We start from the raw sequence: 23,077 nt of genomic DNA, 5'->3' as shown, positions 1-23,077 counted from the left end.
CAAGGAGAACCCCTATGCGCCGTATCCCGATCACCTCCATGGCCGGCAACCTGCTGTGGACGCGGGCCGGCACGGTCTGGGCGCTCTGGCGGCTCCAGCCCCAGCCCTACGGATACGGCACCGCCGAAGCCAAGTTCCTGGTCAAACGCCATCATCAGGCCCTGTTCCAATCCCTGTTGGGCGAATCCCTGCTGCTCGGCCTGTGCGCCGACCTCGATCCGGCGGCCGTCATCGACAAAATGCTCGAAGGCGTGCCGTTGGACCAGTGCCCCGACTACCTCGAAGAAGCCGAGCTCACGCTGCAGGAACTCGAATCCGTCCCGGTCGGCACCCGGGCCTTCTGGCTCGCCGTCCCGCTGTCCGAACCGGACCTCAAAACGAACCTGACCGCCAAACTCCATGCCGCCGACGCCGTCCTCCGAGAGCATTTCGGGCTGCCGCGCCGCTTCGCCTCACCCACGGAACTGGCCAACACCATCCAGATCAGCGGGGAGGTCGAAGCCCTCATCCCCCGCGAATTCCACCCCACACCCGCCACGGCCGCCGAAATCCTGTGGATCCTCGACCACATGCAAAACCGCGGACTCGGCATGGACCCCGGCGTCCCCGACCCCGACCCCACCTTGGAAACACGCCCCGTCACCGGGGCAGTCTTCACCGATCCCTGGATCGATGAAGGCGGACAATCCGACACCGAGGGCCTCACCCGCTTCACCCCGTTCAAGCGCCGCTACCTCAAAATCGGCAATCAGCGCACCGAAACCACTTCCTACCAAACCCTCATGGCGCTCACCGGCAGCCCCCGCGGCGGCTTCGAATTCCCCGGCGTCGAATTCATCGCCGCCCTCGACGACCTGCCCGTCGACGCCGACTTCGCCATCCGCTGCACCATCACCCGCGCCGACAAAGCCAAACAACGCAACCAACGAGCCGAACGAAAACTCAACGAACAATTCGACCAACAGGACAACGGCGAACTGGCCCTCACCGGCACCGGCGGCGAACTCGAACAAATCGCCATCGACCTGGGAAACTACCAATCCGCCCTGGCCCACTCCGACAGCGAAGTGGAAGTCCAGGCCACCATCATCGTGGCCGTCGGCGCCGACAACCCCGACGACGCCAAAGACAAAGCCCGCTTCATCGCCGGCCACTACAAACGCCGCGAATTCCTCTTCGAAGCCCCCCTCGGCGGCCAGGAAGACCTGTGGTGGTCCATGATCCCCGGCATCCCCTCCACCCGCCTGACCATGGAACTATCCCAGCTCACCACCGGACGCGAATTCGCCATGGGCGTGCCCATCGTCTCGACCGACATCGGCGAAGACCACGGATTCCGCATCGGAGACAACATCTCCAGCGGCAGGCGCTCACCGGTGTACATGAATTTCGGCGGCAACATGGAGAACGACATCTCGGGCTCCTTCGGGGTGACCGGCGAAAACGGCTCCGGAAAATCTACCTTCCTGAAAGTGGTGGCCGGCTACACCTTCGACCGGGGCGGCCGGCTGGTCGTCATTGACCGTTCCGACAATCAGGAATGGGCCGCCCTGGGCCGGCAGCTCGATCCGGCCCGCTCGACCGTGGTGGATCTGGCCCGGCCGACGAGCACGCTCGATCCGCTGCGCATCTTCGGACCCCGGGCCGGGTCCCGGATGGTCCAGTCCCTGTTCGCTGTCATGCTCGGCATCAAGCCGATGAGCCTTGAAGGGTCCCTGATCGGCAAAATCCTCGACCCCGGGTACGCGGCCACTCACCACATCACCTCACTGCGCGCTCTGCTGGCCCACCTCGAATCCGGTCACGGCATCACAGCGACCCACGCGCAGACCTGCCAGAACCTGGCCTACCGGATCAACACCATCGCCAGCACCGATCTGGGGGACGTCCTCTTTGACGACAGTCTTCCGGCGCTCTCCCTGGACGCACAGGCGGTCATCTTCTGCACCCACGGCCTGGACCTGCCCAATCGGGATGAACTGCTCAATCCGTCCCTGAAGGAAGACCTGGGCCTGGAGAAAATCTTCGGCCGGGCCGCTTACGCCCTGCTGGCCGGCATCGGCAAATCCCTGTGCTTTGCCAACGATGAGCAGGAAACCCTGTTCATCGTGGATGAGGCCCACCACATGACCAGCTCACCCGAGGGAGAAAACGAGATCAAGGACGTCATCCGCTACGGCCGCAAGCACAAAGCAGCCGTCGGCCTCGGGTCCCACGACGCCACCACGGACTTCGGCTCAGCACAGCTGATGGGCCTGATTCCCCAGCGCTTCGTTTTCCGCAACCGCGACGATGACCTGGCCCGCAATAACCTGCGCTGGCTCGCCCAGATGGATACTCCCGAATGGGTCGATGTCGTCACCAACCACCTCTCACCGCTGCAACGCGGCGGTGTCGCCCCCGAACGCCGGGGAGAATGCCTCTACCGCGATGCCAGAAACCGCATCGGCAAAATGCAGGTCCTCATCCCCCGCTCACCGGCCAGGCGCCAAGCCGTACTCACCACCCCACCCAAGGTCAGCCGCCAGGAGGTGCGCTGACATGCTGCCCAGCACCGTCCGAAAAGGAAGGAAACAGCCAACCGCACCCCAGCCCGGTACCCCCGGGAAGAGCGCCTCCGGGACGAGGGCATCCACGGCCGCTACCCGGATCCTGACGGCCGCGGTCCTGGCCCTGGCCGCCACCCTGGCAGCCGCACCTGCCGCCCACGCCGACACCGGTGAAGGCAACGCCCTCGATGCCATGTTTGAAAGCCTGGCAATCAAAGACAGCCACGGCATCAGCCTCTACCAATACCTCAGCCTGCCCATCGACCGGGGAGGACTGACCAACATGGACATGTGGTGGCTCGGTGCCCTCATCGACATCTTCTGGACGATCCACATCCTGCTGGTCATCGCCGTCTTCACCCTCATCGAATTCCTCATCTCCTTCGAATGGGTCGCCTTCATCGCCACACCGGTCAATGAAATCGCGCTATCGTTTCAGGACCTCACCTCCCAGCTGCACTGGGTCCCCTTCGCCATGACCCTGACCATGGGCGTGGCCATCCTCTACATCATCCGCGGCAAAGTCTCCTCCGGACTCCTCGAAATCATCATTGCCGGGCTCCTGGCCGTCATGGCGACCGGAATCCTGGCCAATCCCGTCCAGACCGTCACGGGCCCCACCGGACTGCTCGCCAAAACCCAGGACTACGGCGGCGAACTCGCCGTCGCACTGGTCACCGACCCCAATGCCCCGTCCCCCGCCCACAGCACGGACCCCAGCGACATACTGAGCGAAACCGTCATGGCCCAACTCTCCGACATCTTCGTCCGCATCCCCGCCCAGACCATTTCCTTCGGCAATGTCCTGACCGACGAATGCGACCAGATCTTTGACGACAACATCACCGGTGCCGACCCGCTCAATACCAAAGACAGCACCCTGCGCGACCGGGTAGGAGAATGCGACGACGACGCCAAGGCCTACAGCTCCTCAGCATCACTGACCAAGCTCGGCGTGGCCGGCATCATTCAAACCGGCAGCCTCGGCCTGATCATCATCGCGCTCGCTTTGGCTGTGGTGTTTCTTGCCGCTGTCGGCTTGACCCTTTGGGAAGGTCTGAAGCTGATGGCCACAGCGTTATGGGGCATCCTGCCCGGGGTAGCGCGCAACGGATTCTGGCAGTCACTGACCATGGTGTTCCTCTACGCCTCCATGATTGTCATGGCGCAGGTCCTGCTAGCGGCCTATCTGAAAATCATCGTCTACGTATCCGGGTCTACCGCCCATCTGGGCATCATCGCGCAGATGGCCTTTGTGAACCTCATGATGATCCTCCTGGCGGTTCTGCTCTGGATGATTTGGCGGAAGGCCAAAGCCAGCGGCCAGTCGCTGGCCCAGCGGATCTCCCGACTGGGCATCACCGGTGCCCAAAGCAAGGCGCGGCCCGGCCCGATCAAGACCCTGATGGAGAAGGCAGAACCCTACGCCCGGGATGCCTGGAACCGGCATCGAAAGCGCCAGGACGAAAAGGGGCACGCTGATCCCAGGCAGGGGGGACATACGGCCAGCCCCGTTCCCGCAGGTGGCTCCTGGCGGGCGGGGAGTCATTCCGCGGCTGGCAGCGGGCGGTTCCAGCAGGACGGTGGACGGTTCGAGGATCTGGGCGAGCGCCGCGGTTCCTCCCCGGCCGCGGGTCTCAAAGCGGTATCCGGCCGGCGGCAGTCGGCGCTGACCGCAGGCCCGGACAGTGCCGCCGCCGGCCCGCCGGCTCCTGCACCGGGATGGGGAACGGGTTCCAAAGCCGCGACGACGTTGAAGGCGGTCTCCACTGCGGCGAAAGTGGCCGGCGGCCCTCACGGCACGGCCATCGCGTTGGCTGCCGGGACAGCGGCCAAAGCCATCGAGGTCAAGCGGAAACGGGCACCGGCAGCGGGGCCGGCTGCACGGACTGTACCGTCCGTGTCCCGTCGGATTGTGGTCGGGCGGGACGGGCGGGCCTCCGTGCAGACAGCATTGGAAGGACGGGTGCTCACTCCTCCCGCGGCCCGGCGAACGCCCCGGCCGCGGCATGAGGCGCTGGCCCGGAAGTTGGCGGCCGCCAGGATGGCGGCCCGGGCAGCCCGGCGGTGAGGAAGCTCTGTATTGGCGGGGCCGTCCTGGCCGGGTTAACGGTCCTGGCTCTGGTGGTGATGCCGTTGCTGGCGGTCACGACGATGGCCGGTGCGCTGGGCGGGTCGCGTCCGGAACAGCTCAGTGCGGGGCAGGTCGGTTCAGGGCAGTGCGTTGTTCCTGCGGTCAAGGGGTCGGTGGCGAATCCTCTGGTGGGGCGGGTGACGGACCGGTTCGGGCAGCGGCCGAATCCGTTTGGTGCGGGTGTTGTCCCGTTGCCTTTCACTTCTGAAGACCAGTTGACGTTTCATGCGGGGGTGGACATTGCCGGGGTGCCGGAGGGGACGCCGTTCTTTTCCGCCTCTGCGGGCACCGTGACGTATGTCGGGCCGTCCTCGGGCGGCAACGTCATTTACGTCGATGCCGGCGGCGGGACGCGGTTTGTGTATGCGCACGGAGCCGACGGAACCATCAGGGTGCAGATCGGTGACACAGTCCGGGCTGGAGATCCGCTGGGCGGAACCGGAGCCACCGGAGCGGCCACGGGGGTGCATCTGCACCTGGAGATCCAGGTCGATGGAAAACCGGTCAATCCTGAGACGTTTCTGGCCGACCGGGGCATCACCATAGGGGCCGAAGACTCTTCGGTCCCGCAGACCCCGGAAGCGGTTGCTGCTGCCGGTCTGAGCGTGATGGCCCCGTCCGGGGAGCCGATGGTGCTTTCCGATGCCCAGGTCGGGGTGGCCCGGGCCATCATTGGTGAGGGTCACCGGCTGGGGGTGCCCGATAGCGCTTTGGTCATTGCGTTGATGACGGCGCTGCAGGAATCGAACCTGCAGGTGTACGCCAACCGAGCGGTGCCCGAGTCGCTGGACTACCCGCACGATCAGGTCGGGGCAGACCATGATTCGGTCAATGCCTTTCAGCAGCGGCCGGCCTCCGGCTGGGGGAGTGTGGGGGAGCTGATGGATCCGGCTTATGCGGCCCGTGCCTTCTTCGGGGGGCCGACCGGGCCGAACGGCGGGTCTCCCCGTGGTCTGCTCGACATTCCGGGGTGGGAGGGTATGCCGTACGGGCAGGCGGCGCAGGCGGTTCAAATTTCCGCGTTCCCGTCCGCTTATGCGAAGTGGGAGACGACGGCGAAGCAGATCCTGGCTGCTCTGGGCGGGGACATACCGGCCCAGTGTGATCCGGCCCGGGACGCGGCGGTCGAGGCCGTCGACACCGCCGGCACCCGGGCGGCACTTATTGCTGCGGCCCGGGAGGGAATCGGCGGCAGCTACCAATGGGGCGGAACCGCTTTTCGCCAGTGGGACTGCTCCGGCTACGTTCAATGGGTCTATGCCCAGATCGGGGCCGAGCTGCCGCGGACCGGCCAATGGAAAGCCGGAGATAAGACCTCCGATCCGCAACCGGGTGACCTCGTGGTCCAGAACTGGGACGAGCAGAATGAGGTGTGGGGCCATGTGGGTATCTACGCCGGCAACGGCATGATGTACAGCGCATTGAACCCGCAGAAGGGGACGCTGCTGCATCCGGTCTCCTGGAGCGAGGACTCTGAATACTTCGTCCTGCTCAGCGAGGAGGGACCTGCGTGAGGCTCAGGCCGGAGGCACTGATCTGGAGTGGTGCCGCGGTGTTGGCAGCGGCCGGCTGCTGGCTGTTCCAGACTTCCGATGCCGGCTCCACGGCCGGTGCTGTTCTGGAACGGCCCGCCCCGGCGGCGGCTGGTTCCGCATCCGGGGATGTCCCCGCAGTGCCGCAGACTCAGGCATCTGCGGCGGTTGTTCCAGAACCGGTGAACACGTTTCTGGACGGTATGTCCCCGGAGCAGGAGCGGATCCTCTCGGCGGCGGCGCGGGACTTTGTCATCGCCTATCACAGCAGATCCTGGCAGGACTCCCCGGGCATCTGGGGTGAGGCAATAGCGCGGACGGCCACCCCGGGATTCACCGATGCCCTCACGGGCTCCGACGTCAGTTACTCGTCCGTGGCGTGGGAGCGGTTTGTCGCTGGCCGGTCCCGTACCGAGGTGCATATCAACCGGGCAGCTGTGGCCGAGGCTGGCCGGTCCCGCACCGCCTCTGTGGTGGTGGCCTATGACGTGCGCGTGCTCAGCGAGGATCCGTGGGAAGCCGCTAACCCGGTCCAGTATGAGCAGCTGATCGAGCTTGAACAGGTCGGGGACGGCTGGAAGGTCAGCGGCTATTCTGACCTTTCACCCCGCCCATAGACCCGGGACCCCGGCGGCCTACGGAAAAGGGGGCACTCCGGGCGGGTGCGAGCCCTCCGCGGTATGTCCCGGCAGCACCCGGGGATATCTGTCGCTCGTGCGGTCCGTAAGGCCATAACCGCTGCCAGCTTTCACGCTAGATCCGGCAGAGGAAGTAAAGAGGGAGCGGCTGCCAGGGGCTACGGCAACAAACCCTGCAGGCAGGTAACCGGTGGATCTGGATGGAGATACTTTTCCTGACGGTGGGGGATGATTCATCGACCCTTAAGAACCGCAAGCGAACCTAGTGTCGATGATAGACCCTACTGTCAAGAGGAAACCGGCATTTTCCGACGGCGTGTCGCCCCGGCACCGGGCGTGGAGTGAATAGAACAACGGCCGGCCGAGCGGCCTACAGGAGGTGAGAAGGAACCGGACGGCGAGAGGCAAAAAGTGGTTCGTACGATCAAGACAGCCAATAGCCGGTGGACAGGTCCCGAACCGGAGCTCACACAGCTGACCCCGCGAACACCCATCTACCCCTACGCCGCCGTTGCCATCACCGCATCCACAGCGGCCGGCGCAGCCGCAGCGTCCTTGGCCGGCCGCCCCTCCCTGATCTTGCTCATCGGCCTGGGCGGTATGTCCCTCCTTATCCTGGCCGTGGCAGCCGGAATCCGTTCGGCCAAACGCGGCAACATCCATGACAACGCCGTAGAGGAACTCAGCAGCCTCCTCGGGGTCCGGAAGCCCACCCGCACTGTCATCCGCTGCTCGAACTGGCACGGAGGATTCGTCGGCACCCCGGGCAGCATCACAATCCGGTACGCCAAACACATCAACGGCTCAGACCCGGCCTGGGCCGCAAAAGTCGTGGACACCTGCAATCGCACCTTCGAAGCGAACCTGAAAATCCACAAACACAACCAACGCAGCAAACTCCTCTGCCTCAAAACCGACCCCGCCGCCGACAAGCCGCCCAAGGACGCCAGCCCGGAAGCCAAACGAGCCCAGAGAGTGATCAAAGACCTCTTCGGAGAATCCGCCGACGTCACCTTCGACGAAACAGGCGGCCAGCTCAAGACCCTGAGCATCAAACACCAGCAGGGCAACAATATGGCCATGGGATCCCGCCGCGTCAGAGTCGAACGGGTCCTCAGCGCCAGAGTCAAAGGACGCTGGAAAGCCCACTGGGATCTGGAAAACGATACCGTCACCTTCACGCTCAGAAACCAGCTCCCCACCCTGGTCCGTCCCCCCACAGAGCAGGCCGCGCTCGCCGTCGACCATGAGCACTATAAGAAATTCCGGATTCCCTACGGCGTGGACGAAGACGGCACAACGCTGGAATGGTGGCCCGCTGTCCAGGCCCACATGATGGTGGTCGGCGGCACCGGCACGGGAAAGACCGTCTTCGAACACAACATCGTCCAGCGCATCACCCAGGCCGGCTGGCGTACCTGGATCCTCGACGGCAAACGGATCGAATTCGTCGGTTTCCGCGACTGGCCCAATGTTGAACTGGTGGCCTCCCGAATCGAGCATCAGGTGCGCCTGGTGCTCGCCGCCCACGAGCTAATGGAAGAGCGTTACGCCCTGATCGAAGACGGACGGGCGAATCTGGCCGACTTCGAACCCCTCGCACTCGTAATCGACGAGCTGACCACCTTCCTCAAGCGGGTTGAACGCTGGTGGAAACAAGTCAAACCCAAAGGCGCACCGGCCAAACCACCGGTCCTGGACCTCATCGCCGATCTGGCCCGCCTGGCACGAAGCGCGAAAATCCACATGGTGATCGGCCTCCAGCGTCCGGACGTCGAATTCGTCGGCGGTGAAATGCGGGACAACTTCGGCGCCCGCGTCTCCATGGGAAGAATGTCCCCGCAGGGAGCACTCATGATGTGGGAATCCGCCGCCATCGGAACCAGCATTCCCCGAGCAGCCCGCGGCCGCGGCATCGGCCTCAACGACAACTCCCAGCCCACAGAGATCCAAACGTTCTACGCCCCCGATCCCAACCCCAACGGCCCGGATTTCGCCGCCGACGACGTCGCACAACTACGGCCCACACAAACCCTGTATCCCCGCAAATCCATCGAAATCCTCGACCCCGACCAAGACGACCTCGACGGCAAGCCCATCCAACTGACCTTCGATGACTATGCCCAAGCCAAAATCATCGACTACATTCCCGCCGAAAACCCCTCCGATGCCACGGCACCCGATACCTCCCGGTATGTCCCGGCCCCGGACGAGGAAGACCTGCAGCAGCCACCGGAAGCAGCCGGGGAGCTCCAGGACTTCGAAGGCTATACCGAACCCGAACACCTCCGAATCACCGACCTGACAGAAGGCGACCTGGCACTCATCGACGAATCCCTCGAACTCTGGGGAATCGTCGAAAACATCGAACCCGACGGCCTCGACGACACCTGCCTCGTCCTCGACTACCGAGCCTTCGACACCGGTGAACCAGACACCGTCAGTCTCGACGAATCAACGCTGATCCCCGTCCGGCACCCAAACCTCTAAGGACATCAGTGAACAACGACAACGAAACCGACAACTTCGTCCTGCTTCTCCTCGGCGCAGCAGCAGTGGCCCTTGGAATCATCCCCATCGGCGCCGCCTTCACCACCATCCGAGAATGGCTCCTCGAGCACGGCATACTCGTACCGGCCTCCCAGTCCCTCCTGACCCTGCCCCAGATCAACGCAGGCCTCGACCTGCCCCGCCTCATCATCGGCGCTGCTGCACTGATCCTCATCATCACCGCAGCGGCCTTCAGCATCCGACGAACCCGCAGCCGAGACAAATAGGACATAGAGGGACATACCGTCATAGAAATCTCACCCAAGGCATCCAGCCTGCCGCTCCTCGGCAACCCCGGCTCCTGGCACAGCAGCAATAACCATGCCAAATGGCCATCGAGCAAGACTCGGCTTCGCCAAGACATAGGCAATCCGACTGAGCACTAAGACCATCCGGTTCAGATCCGTGAAGGACCTACGCCGCATAGGCAGCTAATCCAACCAGCGAAGCATCTTCATCCGGCGGCGGCAACCAGTAATCCTCGCGCTCGCGGTCCCAGACCTCGGCTTCAATGAGCGGCGGGGTGTAAAGCGTGCTGCCGGGGAGGCCTGCCAGGAATTCATGCCAGATTCGGCGTTCACGACGATGCTGCTGGATCTGCCGATTGACGTCGTCCAGAACGCCGAGGCGGTCTGCCAGTTGCATCAAATTTGTCGTATGAACGATCCGCCATGTTCCGTGCCAGCGTTCGATCATGTCGAGCTCGTGCAGGGTTTTCAGTGCCTGATCTACCGCAGATGCTGATATGCCGCTCTGTCTGACGATGTCTGTCGTGCGTGGTGCTGTCAGTGTTTCCACCGCCTCATAAACGAGTGCTGCAACAGCTCCCAGTGCCCGAAATACAGGGCGTAAGGCATGAATACGTCCCTTAGACCAGGGTTTGGTTTCTGCTACTGCCGCGTCTTCCGGGCATAGCTCCAGCTCGTAGACATCCGCTTTGACGCCCTGTGCGTGTTCCCGTAGCTGCAGGGGAGACCCGGGCATTCGGCTTAATTCCTTCAGCAAGCGTGCCACAGTGGCGTGGTGCAGTCCTGTTGCCACCGCCAGTGCCCTGCATCCTACGTCCACGGTGGTAGAACCCAGCATGTGTGCGTAAGCAATCAAAGCTCGAAGCAGGAGTCGTTGATAGATACCGGAGCGCCGACCACTCAGCCTCTGGTCGAAGAGAAACAGCACACTTCGAAGTTCACGAATCTTCTGGTGACTTAACCGCTTAGCTGACCCTCCAGTACCGCCCCCCTGTGAGTTAAAAGTCCCGTTTATGTCGCATTTACGGATACGTCTGTTCGGGGGGCGGAAGGAGGGGTTTTTTTGTACAAAGCTCTCGGCTTTTGACCATTCGATCCTGAGGGTCTGATCGGCAGCTGCAGGCTTGTACTTCGCATAGAGGGCAGCTAGTCCAGGCAGGGCACCGCATGCCAACTGGTCCTGGACCTGCTGTTCGGTCCAACCGGAAGAAGCAAGGGAGTTGAGTACCGCGAGACGGGCTTCCGAGGGGGACTGGTAGCTGCCGTGGTGGGAGAACCCGTTGATTCCGATGTCCCTGGCAATGGGACCGGTTTGAAGCTGAAGCGGCGGAGCCGATGGCAAACGGGTAACAGGGGCAGGGGTTGAGCTTGGAAGTCGGGACGAACTCCATTCCTCGATCTGGGGGCGCAGATCGGCTACAAGCCGGTTTACCGTTTCGCGCGGATTGCGCACGGAAAGAATTCGAAGCGCATCATCAAAAGGAGTAACCAGGCGCTGGGAACCCCCGAGCTTATGAACGGATCCGGGAACCCGGATGCAGCCATGGCGTGCGGCACGATGAGGGGAAGGATCGAGTGAGGGAAACCTGGTCTTCAGGCCCTCGACAAAAGCCCGAGCCTCATCGCAGGGCATCCGATGACGCAGCGGGATATAGAAGTGGCGCCCTCCGGACGGAGACACATCCTCGACATATGAAACACCGAAATCAGACAGCCACGTGCGGATGCCGGCTGCGTCCCGCTGAGCCTGGTTCTGGCCCAGCTTCATATCTATATCGAGACATAAGGTCTGGGCTGTCCCGTCCGGGCCGTAAATCATCACGGCCGCCGGCTGCCCGGGGCGCAACTCCCGCAACCTGCGTTCATTACGGGGGACATACTGCTGATGGGCATCGGCAAACCGATACCAGGGGCGTCCCGCGATCAGCGGGGCCAGGGCAGCCCAAACTTTTCCGCTATCGACGTCCGAAGACGCGCGGGCAGGCATACTCGACTTTGAAATGGTGTCCATGTACTCTGGACGCGTACCTTTCATTTAGGCATGGCAAAGGCCTTGGATGAAGATCGGGAACCAGTTGGCGCTGGTTCCCAAGGAACCTCTGAACAGGGATTTGGCGATCGGTTGTTCAGAAGAAACTACATACTTGAATGAAGTGGGTTGCTTGGCGGCGGCCCACTCTTTCTTTAACCGGTCATCAGGGACCTTTCATTTAGGGAAAGTTCTTCCTGGCGTTGCTCTTCCGGGTCCCACCACGTGGGCAAGCCCCGGCCATCGAGCTCGAGATTCTTCTCGATTTTCTCCACGAACTCGCCCAAGGAAATCCCCATCCGCTGGGCGATGTCCTGAAGGTTCCTTTTGGCCTGCGGATCTACATGGGCGAGCAGTTGGACAGTATTGACGGCTGTGCCACGCGGGCGGCGTCGTAGTCTCGTTGCGCTCATGAACCGAACCTAGCAATATCAATAGCCTTGTGGGTTCCGACACGCCGTTTAAGACAACATGTGTCACACCAGCATCAACACCGGTGCCAGCCTGACAGCAATTCTTCCGGCAAACAGGCCTACTCCCTGTGTGAAGCGAACAAACGCAGCTCAGGTGCAATCCCGGAAAGATGCGCCCGGTGTGTAGGGCACTGCATGAAGGCGGCCGACGATGTGCCGGCTGCCAAGGCACAAAGGCCCTCGAAGCGCATAACCGTCGTCGGCGGGAAAACAGGAAAATCCGCAAAGACGTCCTCGCATGGGCGGGGGAACAGCAGCTGCCAGTCGAGGTGCTCGAGTCACTTCAAAGGAAGCCGGCAGACAAGCTCAAGGCCATGGCCCGAGAACTGGGGGCACCGTCCGGCATGCTCCAAGGCAGCCGGAACACCGCGAACAAGGCCCTTCGGCAAGAGCCGGAGAATAAGAAGGGCCCTTTGTGGCGCTCCTCCGATCGGTGGGTGACGCCCCAACTGCAAGAATGCATCAACAACGTTCTGAAGCTGCAGGGCGGCCACCCGGATGAGCGGGAACTACTCGAATCCATCCCAAGAAAATCCGTTCCCGTGGTGGCGGGCGTGAATACCACCAACTGCGTATCGTTCGGTTTCGAGGGGCTGAAAGGATTCCACAAGCCTTTCGGGGGCGTCGACCAGAACTGTGCCCGCGCCTACGGGCAGTCGGATCGGGTGCAGCCAATTCACGAATTCGCCGCCTGGCACATGGCTAGGAATCTGGGAGAACGGTGGGAAAAGCTGGTTCCACCCTGCGTTCTGCGGGAGATCGACGGGCAGATGGGATCCATCTCCTACGGGGTCCCGGGCTGGGAAGGCTACAAGAAACGTGCCTCCGACGGCCTGAAAGACGACGCGGCATTCTTTGATGCACTGATTGGCCAGCAGGACCGCCACCGCGGCAACTACCTGGGCGGCCACGACACACTGCACCTCATCGACCACGGATTCTCCTTCGCTCGTCCCGGGGATGTCCGGAACGTCAACCACTTCCTGGCCGAACGAATCGACAGCAGACGTCACCTGCTGAAAGACCATGAGAAGGCGGCACTGCGCAAGCTGCTGGATTCCCCCGATTCCTTTGGCCTGAATGGGGTGCTGGAACCGGAGCGTATCGAAGCCATGCGTAGGAGAGCCCAGAGAATGCTCGAAACAGGGACTCTTCTCAGGTTCGGGGATTATTGATATTGTTTATTCAAAATAAACAAATTCGACCGGGGAAAAGGAGGTGCGGCGGTGATCAAGGTTGAGTTTCAAGTACCTGACGACGCATTAGCAACCTGGGAAACCAGGGCAGTACTTATCGTCCACGACGACAATTCCATCGAAATCACAGGTGATCCCGAGATCATCGACACAACGCCGGCAGCTCCTGACGCAGACAACCCACGCGAGTGGATCCGATTCGAAGATAACCCCTACAAGTGGGCCAAGGCGGCCAAGCTGATATTCCGCTCGCCGTACCTGGTGCCAGTGATTACCGAATCGCAAGACCCTGGGAGCGTGGAGCCAGCATAGAAGCCCATTGGGATGGGGTGATTCCCGGCCGGAGGCCTTGTCGGTGAAGACCCGGTCGAGTGTTTGGCCTTCGAGCTGGCGCTGTTCGTTCTGGTCCAGGTGCTGGCCGGCACGTATCCGATCCGCTGACCCGCCATTCTGCCCTCCAACCCCTAGATTGTCAGGTTGAAATCCAAGAGTTTCTCGAGAGTGTGTCAAGAAACAGGATTTTGAACTCTATCTGACGCCTTTCAGATGCTGTTCTGACGTCAGGTTGGGGCGTGCTCCAGGGCCACGAAAGACGCTCGAAGTCCGCCGGATTTGGAAGCGCCGGAATTCAGATTCGCTAGCCCTTTGCCGTGTGGTGGTCGTTAGGGCAGGGGTTTGTTTCGGAGGTGTTGGCGCAGGCCGGGGATGGCGAAGTCGACTTTGCCGTGTCCGGCCGGTTCGATGAGTCCGGCCGCCAGGAGTCGGGCGCGGTAGTTGGCGACGAGGTTGGTTTTGGCGCCGATGCGGCGTCCGATGTCGCCGGCGGTCGAGGGGCCGTCGTCCTGGGCCATGGCGTGCAGGAATTCCATGTCCTTGGGGGAGGCTGCGGCCAGGGCTGCTTCGATGACGGTGCGGGCGTTGCGCCTGCTGGCTGCTTCGATGGCCCTGTCGGCCGCGTTGGGGGTGAGGGTTCCGTGGTTGTTTTCGGCTTCGCGCCACAGGAAGTATCCGACCAGCTGGATGAGGAAGGGGTATCCGCCGGTGGCCTCCGCCGCGCGGCGGATGAGGTCTGGAGCGACGGTGAAGCCTGCTGCGGTGAATGTTGCGGTGAAGGAGGTTTCCACGTCGCGGACGGCTGCGGCGTGCAGGTCGATCTTGTCGGCGCGGCGAAGGAAGGTCGCTACCCCTTCGTTGAGCAGGTCCGACACGGCGGCCGGTAGTCCGGCGAAGACCAGGCCGATGGGAAGCCGGTCCTGGATGAAGTGCTGGACGCTGGCGGCCAGCTGAGCCAGTTCAGCGCGGTCGGCGGCATGGATTTCATCGACGGTGATGACCAGTCCGGTGTTCCGGGCGGCCAGCAGCCGGAGCAGTTCTTCGCCGATGGTCCGCCAGGCGACCTGCCGCTCGGGCGGCAGCTGGGTGGTGATACTGAAACCGGCGGCGGCGATGGCGGTGATGCGCCGGAGCTGCGGGCCGTCGCCGAGTTCCTCGGCGAGACGGCGCATGGATTCGCCGATCCGGCCCAGGAATCCTTCGGTGGCTGTTTCGGCGATCACGGCCCAGCCGTGCTCCCGGGCCAGGTCATGGGCCGCCCCGAGCATGACGGTCTTGCCGATGCCCCGGGCGCCGGTGAAGATGGTCAGCAGCCCCGGCGCCCCCGAACCGAGGCTGAGCCCGTAATCGAACTCGTCGAGCAGACCCGAGCGTCCGATGATCTCCGGGGGTGTAGCACCGGCTGAGGGCCGGAACGGATTTTCCATGGACAGCATCCTACTGTGAGTAGCTGTGAGTTTTGTGAGTTTGGGGCTTCTTGTGAGTTTATGAGCCACAAAGCCCCTTTATCCGGCAGAAGCTAGCTAGTGCCGGCGGGGGACTTTGCCTGGTTTGACCGACTTTGACTGGCTGCAGATCAGCTCTGAAGCCTGGCCTGAGGCGGACCTGCAAGTTCGGGTGCGGATTCCTGTCGTTGCAGCGGCTCTAGATAAGCCGAAGACTGCTGCTACGTCTTTGGCAAATTGCCGGTGCACTTGAATTGGCGGAGGTTCGGGGAGGGACATCGGCTATTGTTGCTCTGCCCATATCAGCAACGAGGAGGATGATTCCCGAAGATGGCCACTGATTACGACGCGCCGAAGCAGAATGAGGACGAGGGCCGCAGCGAATCGCTGGAGGCCCTCCGCAGCCGCCGGGCAGAAGCGCAGACCGCTGTCATCGACGTAGACGAGAACGACACCGTCGATGGTGTGGACCTGCCGGGTGCCGATCTGTCCGGTGAGGAACTGGTGGTCAAGGTTATTCCCATCCAACAGGACGAGTTCACCTGCGGCTCCTGCTTCCTGGTCCATCACCGCTCCCAAAAGGCCCGGGAGCAAAACGGGCTGGCCTACTGCGCTGAGTGCGAAGGCTGAGCGACCGTAGCGCACCTGGCCAAGCGGTGGGCCGGTGGCACACCGCCGCTATCAGTCCTCGACGGCATTTGGCCCCTGGCGCACGCAAACGCTGACGCTCCGAGTCGAATGGTGTTCGCAACCATTTCCCGCCTAAGCTGACAATCTACTTCGTATACCGGTGGGGTCTGCCGGTTCGCCGCCTTTGACTCTATTCGGAAGGCAGAGGCATGCCTTCGGTGCCACACGAAGATTTCGGTGGTTTGAACGTGCGTTCTCCCTCGACAGTTTTGTTATTGTTGAATCAACAAAATTGGTGAGCGGGAGGAAGCCGGCGCATGCGACCAACACCCTGGGGCGGGCTCCGCAACGTCCCCACCATCTGGGTCGACTACACCACCGGCCGCGGCGTGGCCTCCAACGGCCAGACCATACGCCCCAAAATCGGCGAGCGCCGGAAGAATCCGAATTTGCAGGACATGTTGGATACGGCTGCTGATGCGGGTGCTGAGCGGATTATGTTTACGGGGCGGGTGCCGTTGGCGGATCAGGGGCAGCGGCATTGGTTGTTGGTGCAGACTCCGGGGTGGAAGCCGATTGGTCATTGGTTGGGGATGCCGGTGACGGGTCGGTTTGAGCGTGTTGCGACGGGGCAGCGGGTTGAGGTGCGTACTGCGGCGGAGTGGTTTGGGAATGTTCCGTTGGTCCCGGAGCAGGCGCGGCAGGCCTGGGATGCGACGGCGTTTATGGTGTCGGAGGCGTTTGAGGGGGCGCCGCTGGCGTTGACGCCGGCGGCGACGGGGACGAATTTGTGGGCGTTGTCGTTGCCGAAGAATCTGGATCCGGAGCCTCTTTCGGATGATATTGCCGAGGAGATTCATCGCACTTCGGGTCAGCATCATTTGGAGCATTTGGTGGCGGGTCCTTCGTTTTCGGCGCATGAGGATTGCATCCCGTTGGTGGATCCGGTGGTCACTCCGAAGTTGGAGACGTTTGCGTATACGGATGGCCGGTTCATGTATGCGTCGCTGTGTCGGGAGTTGGGGGTGGGGCCGGGGGTGCGGTTGAACCGTCAGGACACCATGGACCTGCTGACCGCTGATCCGTATGCGAGGGCGCGGGTGCTGATCCGCTTCCGGGTCCCCGATAGCTGGGACCATGTGGGGATTTTCGGGGTGCAGCATCAGCGGCTGGACCAGGGCTGGTATTACCCGAACCGGCCCGGCGCTGTGGGGGAGACGTGGGCTGATACCGCGGAGATCCATGTGGCCCGCAAGTACGGGTGGATGATCGACCCGATTGAGTCGGTGGTCTTCAATAAGTACATGCCTTCCCGGCGGGGGGATAAGCCGGTCGCTGCCCGGCCGCTGGATACCTTTGCCGCGCGGATTATTAAGGCCAGGGACTGGGTGACCAATGATGAGGAAATGCCGCCGATTATCCGCGCTGCCGTCAGCGCCGCGCTGCGGGCGATCGTTATCCAGTCCATTGGCGCCTTCGCCTCCCGGGGACGGGGACGTACCGTCGTAGCCTGGGACCCCAAAGATGTCCCGCCCGAGTATCTGTCCAGCATGCGGCGCCAGGGCAAGGCCTTCATCTACAAGGAATCCAGCGCTCTGTCCGGCCGGGCCAAGGCGTTCTACCGTCCCGAACTGGCCGCCCAGGTCTGGGCTCGGGGGCGGGCGAAAGTCCTCTCCGCCCCCATGGCCAACAACCACACCGGCGGTGCGCTCGCCGTGCCGGCCCGGACGCTGATCGGTATTAACGGTGACGCCATTTATACGACCGAGGTTCCGCGCTGGGCGCTGCCGGTGGAGCAGGGCGGGGGAGATGACGGGAAAACCGGCCGGCTGCGCCTGCAGGGTGTGCTGCAGGGGCCGGTGAAAACCCCGGTGACCAAGGACGAACGCGACCGGCTCCGCGAAAGGGCAGTCCGTGCCGGCATCGACGCGGCCTTCTTCGAGACCGAATTCCTGACACCGGAGGACTAAGACCCATGACTGCCGCAGTTAGGACGGGGACGTACCATGCCTGAACGTCCCAACCCGGACGAGCTTTCTCCGGCCGAACTCGTCCAGCACATCCGCTCCATCTACGGCTACACCTGGACTGAACTGGGCCAACAGTTGGGCCGAAGCGAAAAGATGCTCCGCAAAGTCGCCACCGGCCAAACCAGCGGCGAAGCCTACCGGCGCTCGCTGACCGAGCTGTACAGCACCGGTACGGTCACCCACCTGACTCCCCGGCGTCGGGCGAAGGACGGGCACATTGTGCCGGTGCGTGCCAAGGCCGGAGCCAGGGAGAAGGTCACGGTGCCCAAGGACACCACCGGCACCTATGAACCCAGGCCCAGGCGTGGTGCCTTCACCTCGACGACGACCGCGTTCCCGGAAGGGGGGCGGCAGCATGTGATCGAGATGCCAAAAACGAAGGTAGCCAAGGGGCGTTCCGCCGGCATCAACGAACTGATGAACAAGATCCGCAACGTCGCCAAGAGCCAGGCCCGCCGGGACAAACGGGTCAAGCTCAATGTCGTCTTCGACACCGGCGACGGCCGGGGGCGCGTCATGGATATTGGCTCCAAGGCCGGTTACCTGGCCTCCGACATCCTGGCCGACGTGCGGGACCTGCACGGCGGGGACATGACCAGCTGGATCCTCTCCCAGTCCGGAGAACGCTACGCCGACCTGGACCCGACCAAAGCCCCGGTCGTGAAGGTGACCATGACGGTCTTCAATGCAGTCCGGCCCAAGGAAGAGCGCAAGGAAATGGACGAAGCGGGCACCCGGCGCCGGAACCGGCCCGCCCCGGCACCCAAAGGCAGCCGCAGGGCACGAGGACGCAAACGATGAACGTCACGGAACAAAAACTGCTCGACATCATCGCCCGCCACCGCGGTTACGACTCCTTCACGACCGTCTCCGACGACACGGTCCGCGAGGACATCGAGTCCCTGGCCCGAAAGATCCACGCCGCAGGTCTTGGGCCCCGCAGCATCAGGGGACTGATCAACTCCGAAGGAGTCGCCGCCAAGATGGGCGTCACCGTCCCGTCCTCCCGTACCGAGCGGTCCCGGATGAAGGACTTCCCCGAACCTGTCATCGACGAAAAACTCTGGGACGAGAAGGAAGTGAGCACCTACCTGCGCGAGCGGGCCACCAAACGCATCGGCATGCGCGGCCGCCCACCCAAGAAGGGCCTGACCTGACGAGGCCTGACCTGACGGTGGTATGTCCCCGGGCACCCCGGTGTTCTGGGGTTTGCGGGTGTCCTATGCTCGGACCTGAACTTACGTTGGTAAGGAAACGACAGTGAGCAATGACCCGCAGCAAGCCCCGGACGAGCAGCTGATCAGCCTTGCCTTCTCCCTGACCTCCACCCCCGGCTCCTACGCGGTCATCCTCGGCCCCGGCGCCTCCGCCGCTGCTGGGGTTCCGTCGGCCTGGGGTGTCCTGCAGGACCTCCTGGCTCGGCTGGCCACGATCAAGGGCGCGAACCCGCGAACCGATGACGAGCGCCTCGCCTGGTACACCGCAACCTACGGACAGGACCCAACCTGGGAACGCCTCCTCGAACACCTGGCACCGACCCAACACGCCCGCCAGGCAATCCTCCGCAGCTACTTCGAACCGACACCCGCCGAGGAGGAAGACGGACACAAGCAGCCCACCAAAGCCCACGAAGCCCTCGCCCGCCTCGTCGAAGCCGGCGCCGTCAACATCATCATCACCCTCAACTTCGACAACCTCATGGAAACAGCCCTGCGAGCCCGGGGCATCCATCCGGTCGTGGCCCATGACCAGGCAGACCTGGCGGGACTGGGACCGCTGCATCCGATCCGGGCTCTGGTGGTGCATCTGCACGGGGACTACCTCGTCCCCTCCGAGATGCTCAATCCGGTCGCGGAGCCGGGGGCGTATTCCGCTGTGGCGGAAGCGTTCCTGGACCGGATCGTACAGGAGTACGGGCTGGTGCTGGTGGGGTGGCCGGCCACCTACGACCCCGGGCTGCGGGCGGCGCTGGCCCGCAGCTTCCGACGGATCTATGTGCCCTACTGGATCGAATCCGGGCCTTTCACCGATGAGGCCCGGGAGCTGGGTGCGCATCTGGGGGCGACACAGGTTCAGGCCACTGCCGACGAGGCACTGGGGGTTCTGCACGATGCGTATCGGGCGCTCGCGGAGCGGGCGGCGGCCAGGGACCCGCTGAGCGTGCCGGTCGCCATGGCGACCGCGAAGCGTGAGCTCGCCGGCCGGTACACTGCGATTCCCCTGCATGATCTGCTCAAGCGGGAATCGGACCGCCTTCACCAACACCCGGACCTGCTCCAGAGCTACACCGGAACCGAATCCCCCGACGGCGGCTATCGGGCCATGGCCGATCGGCTCGAGGAAGCCTCCACCGTCATGGCCGCACTGGTGGCTGCATCCGCCTACTGGGGGAGCACGGATACGGACCGGTGGTGGAGCAGTGAGATCGAAGCCCTGCTGCCGGCCCCGCACGCCGACGGGAACACAGCCGTTTTGGAGCTGCACAACCTGGCAGCCCTCCAGCTCTTCTATGCGGCCGGCATCGCGGCAACAGCCGCTGGCCGTCACGAGACCCTGCGCATGCTCTTCACCCTGGAAGCAGAAGCACCCGGCACAGGACACGGGCCGGCAGTACAGGTTCTTGACCCTGTCCGGCTGCACCAGAATGTACCGTCAGCGAGCGCCCGGGTATTTCACCGGCTCCGGCCCGTGCTGGTCGAGCACTTGAGCATCGGCGCGAGAATGTATGAGGAGAGCTGGCAGAGGTTCGAGCTCCTGCGCAACCTGGCCGCAGCCGCAGCCAACGAGCACGCCCCCAGCAAACTTGCCACGATTGCTCAGAGGCGGCACAAGTACGAGCAGGCGCAGGAAGACTTCCAGGCAGCCGGGCACACGAACGACGCCGGCCGCCGCGACGAGGCGCAGGAGAAGAAGGCCCATGCCTGGGCCAATTATGATCGGGCCCGTGGCCGCTATGCCGAGCTGATTCCGTTCAGCACACCGCACCTGAAAGTCCGTCTCAACGCCGAAACAAACCGGTATGAATCCGCTGTGGTGCACCGGCTCATCCGGGAAATCACCGGAGCCGGCGATACCCACCCCCTGCTGAGCAGCGGCGTCCTGGCCGGTCCCCACGAAGCCGTGATCGAGACGCTGCACGCCGCGAACATCGCCCTGCACCGCGCCGCTGAGTCGGCGGGCCCGACTTCTGGGGAGGAATTCTGGATCGACGAGACCTGAGCACCGCCGGACGGTACGTCCCCGGCTCGGCCGGATCAGGGGTGCCTTCGGGATCATGATCATCGCTGGCGGGCCGCTGCTTCTGCTCTCCTGCGATGCCCTCGGCGCCCGCGCCTGAACCGGTGCTGCGGTGGATCTGTTGGGGGCGCAGCATCCAGGACGGCAGAGATGCAGTCACACGTGCGGCAGGGGGCAGGGGATTGCTGAAGGTTTTTGGTGCTGAATCCGGCCATAGCCGTGCCCTCAGCAATCCCTGCCGGGGGCTTGTGCTGGAGCCGGTGGATGAGACCTAGGCTGAGAGCAGGTCGTTCAGGTAACGGTTGAGGGAAACGCCCTGTTCCTGGGCTGCGATGGCCAGGCGGCGGTGCTTTTCCGGGGTGACCCGGACCTTCAGGTTGCCGCTGTAGGTGCGTTCGGCAAAGGGAAGGGGAACCTCTTCTCCTTTGGCGCGCATGTCTTCAACTACTTCGCGTAAGAGTTTTTCGAGTCCGCGCAGTGCTTCCTCTTTGTTCTCATCCAGCCAGGAGAGGGAGGGAAACTCGGATACGGTGGCCACGTACTCCTGGTCCTCGCGCGACCAGGTCACCGAGTACCGGTAGTGAGCGACCAGTGAGACGTTAGGATCTGCCATGGCCCGTCTCCTTCAGTTTGTCGATTGCCTGTATGACTTGCCTGACTTGGTACGGCTTGGCCTTGCCGCCCTTGTTCTGGATGTTGATCTGGGGATCTCCCTGCCAGGGTGTTTTGAAGACGGCGTGGCATCCGCCTTGTTCCGTGCGGGGTTCCCCGAAGTAGTGTGTGCACAACCGGTAGAGATCATTGAAGCGCAGGTTCTGGGGTGAGTTCCGTGCCTGCTCTTCAACTTTCTCCACCGACGCCACACCACCATGGTTCCACTAATGGAACCATTCCGTCAATCACGAGCGCTTCCCCAACACGGCTGCTTCGCGGGCTGTTCCGCTGAAAGCGGCTTTTATGCCGCCCCCACCGCCCCGGAACCGCCGAACCCGGCCCCGAGGGAAGAACTCCGCCCCAACCCCTCAACCCCCGGGGTGGTTCGGCCTGCGCCCGCCAGCGGCGGGCCGGTGCTGCGGCCGGCCACCGGGGGCTGGCCGGCCTTGCTAGTGTCCTGCCTGACGGCGGATCCTGCGGGTGTATTCGGTGCTGACCCCTGCCAGCTTCGCCAAGTCGGCAACGCTGAGCTTTCCTTCGGCGTGGACGGTGAGGATGAGTTGGTTGAGCCGGCCGGTCAGTGCCGCGTGTTCGGTTTCCCGGTCCTGGTGGTCCAGTGCTGTTTGGCGGAGCTCGGCGAGGATGTCGGCGGGGGAAGCCGACGGAGGCTCGACCGGCTCCGGGCCGCGGATGAGATACAGCCGCTGACGGGAGATGCCGGCTGCTTTGGCCAGATCGGTGGCGGTGATGCCCAGGGCGAGACCGCTGGTGATGAGGCCGGCCCTATGCCCGCGCAGGCGTGCCAGCTGCTCGTTGACCTGCCGGAGGTTCTCGGCGGTGACCTGCAGCTGGGCTTGGGCATCGGTGGCCATGGGAATCCTTTTGACGGGGTACGGTCTCGATTTTCTTTCTAGCAGGAAGGGGGACATACCGCCTCCCCTCAGGGAAGCGGCAGCCGGCCCCTTGTCGCCCGGGGTGGCGGTCAGGGACGGGATTAAGGCTCTTCCGACCGGGCGAGGGTCGGGGAGGGTGCCGGCGGGCCGTCTCCGCGCTCGGCGTCCGTGGTTTTGAGCAGGTCGTGGGCGATGGCGTAGTGGGTGGTGGCCATGGCGGCGAAGTGAGCGTTGGCGGCCATCATGTGCCGTATGGAGGCTGTCGATGCGGTGCCGGGGGTGGTATGTCCCGGTGCGAGGTGGCGGTAGGCGGGGGATGAGGCGGCCCAGACGGCAACGGTGTCCGGGTCGATGTCTATGTCGGCTTCGGTTGTTCTGGTCCAGCGGATCCGCTGCCGCATTGGCCTGCCCTCCTTTCCTCTGCCGGTGCGGCGGGGCTATTCGGTGCGCTGGTACTCCTGTATGGAGGGGTAGCTGGCCTTCAGCGGGAAGCCGTTGTCGCTGGT

Annotated in this window: 20 protein-coding genes and 1 pseudogene; 14 read left to right on the top strand and 7 right to left on the bottom strand. The window is 63.5% G+C overall.

What is annotated here, in order from left to right:
• Positions 1–14 precede the first annotated feature (14 nt).
• The 6 genes from AC5RWU_RS16190 to AC5RWU_RS16165 all read left to right on the top strand — a co-directional run bounded on the left by AC5RWU_RS16190 (position 15) and on the right by AC5RWU_RS16165 (position 9,630).
• The gene (locus AC5RWU_RS16190) at positions 15–2,540 is read left to right on the top strand and encodes an ATP-binding protein (protein ID WP_494032055.1); all 2,526 of its coding nucleotides are present in this window, start codon (positions 15–17) and stop codon (positions 2,538–2,540) included.
• Position 2,541: 1 nt separating this feature from the next.
• Complete coding sequence (locus AC5RWU_RS16185; protein ID WP_494032056.1) at positions 2,542–4,620, top strand: hypothetical protein; 2,079 nt, start codon at positions 2,542–2,544, stop codon at positions 4,618–4,620.
• Entirely contained in the window at positions 4,617–6,197 is a 1,581-nt protein-coding gene (locus AC5RWU_RS16180; RefSeq protein WP_494032057.1) for a peptidoglycan DD-metalloendopeptidase family protein, read from the top strand. The genes AC5RWU_RS16185 and AC5RWU_RS16180 overlap by 4 nt, the downstream gene beginning before the upstream one ends.
• Entirely contained in the window at positions 6,194–6,832 is a 639-nt protein-coding gene (locus AC5RWU_RS16175) for a hypothetical protein (RefSeq protein WP_494032058.1), read from the top strand. The genes AC5RWU_RS16180 and AC5RWU_RS16175 overlap by 4 nt, the downstream gene beginning before the upstream one ends.
• Positions 6,833–7,264: 432 nt before the next feature.
• On the top strand, positions 7,265–9,343 hold the full coding sequence (locus tag AC5RWU_RS16170) for an FtsK/SpoIIIE domain-containing protein (RefSeq protein WP_494032059.1): 2,079 nt from the start codon (positions 7,265–7,267) through the stop codon (positions 9,341–9,343).
• An 8-nt stretch (positions 9,344–9,351) separates the two neighbouring features.
• Positions 9,352–9,630 (top strand): hypothetical protein, encoded by a 279-nt coding sequence (locus AC5RWU_RS16165; RefSeq protein WP_494032060.1) that lies wholly within the window; start codon positions 9,352–9,354, stop codon positions 9,628–9,630.
• A gap of 187 nt (positions 9,631–9,817) precedes the next feature.
• On the opposite strand, the gene AC5RWU_RS16160 is transcribed toward AC5RWU_RS16165, so the two are convergent.
• Positions 9,818–11,662 (bottom strand): helix-turn-helix domain-containing protein, encoded by a 1,845-nt coding sequence (locus tag AC5RWU_RS16160; protein ID WP_494037067.1) that lies wholly within the window; start codon positions 11,660–11,662, stop codon positions 9,818–9,820.
• A 173-nt stretch (positions 11,663–11,835) separates the two neighbouring features.
• A complete protein-coding gene (locus tag AC5RWU_RS16155) occupies positions 11,836–12,093 on the bottom strand; it encodes a hypothetical protein (protein ID WP_494032062.1) in 258 nt (85 codons plus the stop codon).
• Between the two features lie 374 nt (positions 12,094–12,467).
• Here AC5RWU_RS16155 and AC5RWU_RS16150 point away from each other — a divergent pair, with 374 nt between their 5' ends.
• Positions 12,468–13,328, top strand: a complete 861-nt coding sequence (locus AC5RWU_RS16150) for a hypothetical protein (RefSeq protein WP_494032063.1) — start codon at positions 12,468–12,470, stop codon at positions 13,326–13,328.
• 51 nt (positions 13,329–13,379) lie between these two features.
• Positions 13,380–13,661, top strand: a complete 282-nt coding sequence (locus AC5RWU_RS16145) for a hypothetical protein (RefSeq protein ID WP_494032074.1) — start codon at positions 13,380–13,382, stop codon at positions 13,659–13,661.
• A gap of 9 nt (positions 13,662–13,670) precedes the next feature.
• Here the strand turns inward: AC5RWU_RS16145 and AC5RWU_RS16140 are convergent.
• Positions 13,671–13,798 (bottom strand): annotated as a pseudogene (locus tag AC5RWU_RS16140) (recombinase family protein); the annotation flags it as partial.
• Between the two features lie 213 nt (positions 13,799–14,011).
• Positions 14,012–15,109, bottom strand: a complete 1,098-nt coding sequence (locus tag AC5RWU_RS16135; protein ID WP_494032064.1) for an ATP-binding protein — start codon at positions 15,107–15,109, stop codon at positions 14,012–14,014.
• Between the two features lie 348 nt (positions 15,110–15,457).
• On the opposite strand from AC5RWU_RS16135, the gene AC5RWU_RS16130 reads away from it, so the two are divergent.
• The 5 genes from AC5RWU_RS16130 (at position 15,458) to AC5RWU_RS16110 (ending at position 21,006) form a co-directional block, all read left to right on the top strand.
• The gene (locus AC5RWU_RS16130) at positions 15,458–15,757 is read left to right on the top strand and encodes a DUF4193 domain-containing protein (protein ID WP_494032065.1); all 300 of its coding nucleotides are present in this window, start codon (positions 15,458–15,460) and stop codon (positions 15,755–15,757) included.
• Positions 15,758–16,146: 389 nt separating this feature from the next.
• The gene (locus AC5RWU_RS16125) at positions 16,147–17,727 is read left to right on the top strand and encodes a hypothetical protein (RefSeq protein ID WP_494032066.1); all 1,581 of its coding nucleotides are present in this window, start codon (positions 16,147–16,149) and stop codon (positions 17,725–17,727) included.
• Between the two features lie 36 nt (positions 17,728–17,763).
• Positions 17,764–18,588, top strand: a complete 825-nt coding sequence (locus tag AC5RWU_RS16120) for a hypothetical protein (protein ID WP_494032067.1) — start codon at positions 17,764–17,766, stop codon at positions 18,586–18,588.
• Positions 18,585–18,944 carry a hypothetical protein gene (locus AC5RWU_RS16115; protein WP_494032068.1) on the top strand — a complete coding sequence of 120 codons (360 nt, stop codon included), beginning with the start codon at positions 18,585–18,587 and terminating at the stop codon, positions 18,942–18,944. Before AC5RWU_RS16120 ends, AC5RWU_RS16115 begins: the two co-directional genes overlap by 4 nt.
• Before the next feature lie 103 nt (positions 18,945–19,047).
• On the top strand, positions 19,048–21,006 hold the full coding sequence (locus AC5RWU_RS16110) for an SIR2 family protein (RefSeq protein ID WP_494032069.1): 1,959 nt from the start codon (positions 19,048–19,050) through the stop codon (positions 21,004–21,006).
• A gap of 289 nt (positions 21,007–21,295) precedes the next feature.
• Here the strand turns inward: AC5RWU_RS16110 and AC5RWU_RS16105 are convergent, their stop codons facing one another.
• Positions 21,296–21,637 (bottom strand): type II toxin-antitoxin system HicB family antitoxin, encoded by a 342-nt coding sequence (locus AC5RWU_RS16105; RefSeq protein WP_494032070.1) that lies wholly within the window; start codon positions 21,635–21,637, stop codon positions 21,296–21,298.
• Between AC5RWU_RS16105 and AC5RWU_RS16100 the strand changes: the two genes are divergently transcribed.
• Complete coding sequence (locus AC5RWU_RS16100; protein WP_494032071.1) at positions 21,636–21,848, top strand: hypothetical protein; 213 nt, start codon at positions 21,636–21,638, stop codon at positions 21,846–21,848. The genes AC5RWU_RS16105 and AC5RWU_RS16100 overlap by 2 nt on opposite strands.
• A 279-nt stretch (positions 21,849–22,127) precedes the next feature.
• Here AC5RWU_RS16100 and AC5RWU_RS16095 read toward each other — a convergent pair whose 3' ends face one another.
• The gene (locus tag AC5RWU_RS16095) at positions 22,128–22,550 is read right to left on the bottom strand and encodes a hypothetical protein (protein ID WP_494032072.1); all 423 of its coding nucleotides are present in this window, start codon (positions 22,548–22,550) and stop codon (positions 22,128–22,130) included.
• Between the two features lie 122 nt (positions 22,551–22,672).
• Entirely contained in the window at positions 22,673–22,972 is a 300-nt protein-coding gene (locus AC5RWU_RS16090) for a hypothetical protein (protein ID WP_494032073.1), read from the bottom strand.
• Positions 22,973–23,077 lie beyond the last annotated feature (105 nt).

This window comes from Arthrobacter sp. B0427-1-12 (assembly GCF_059092905.1).
The sequence above is the reverse complement of the archived record's forward strand: the minus strand, read 5'-3'. Positions and strand labels throughout refer to the sequence as shown.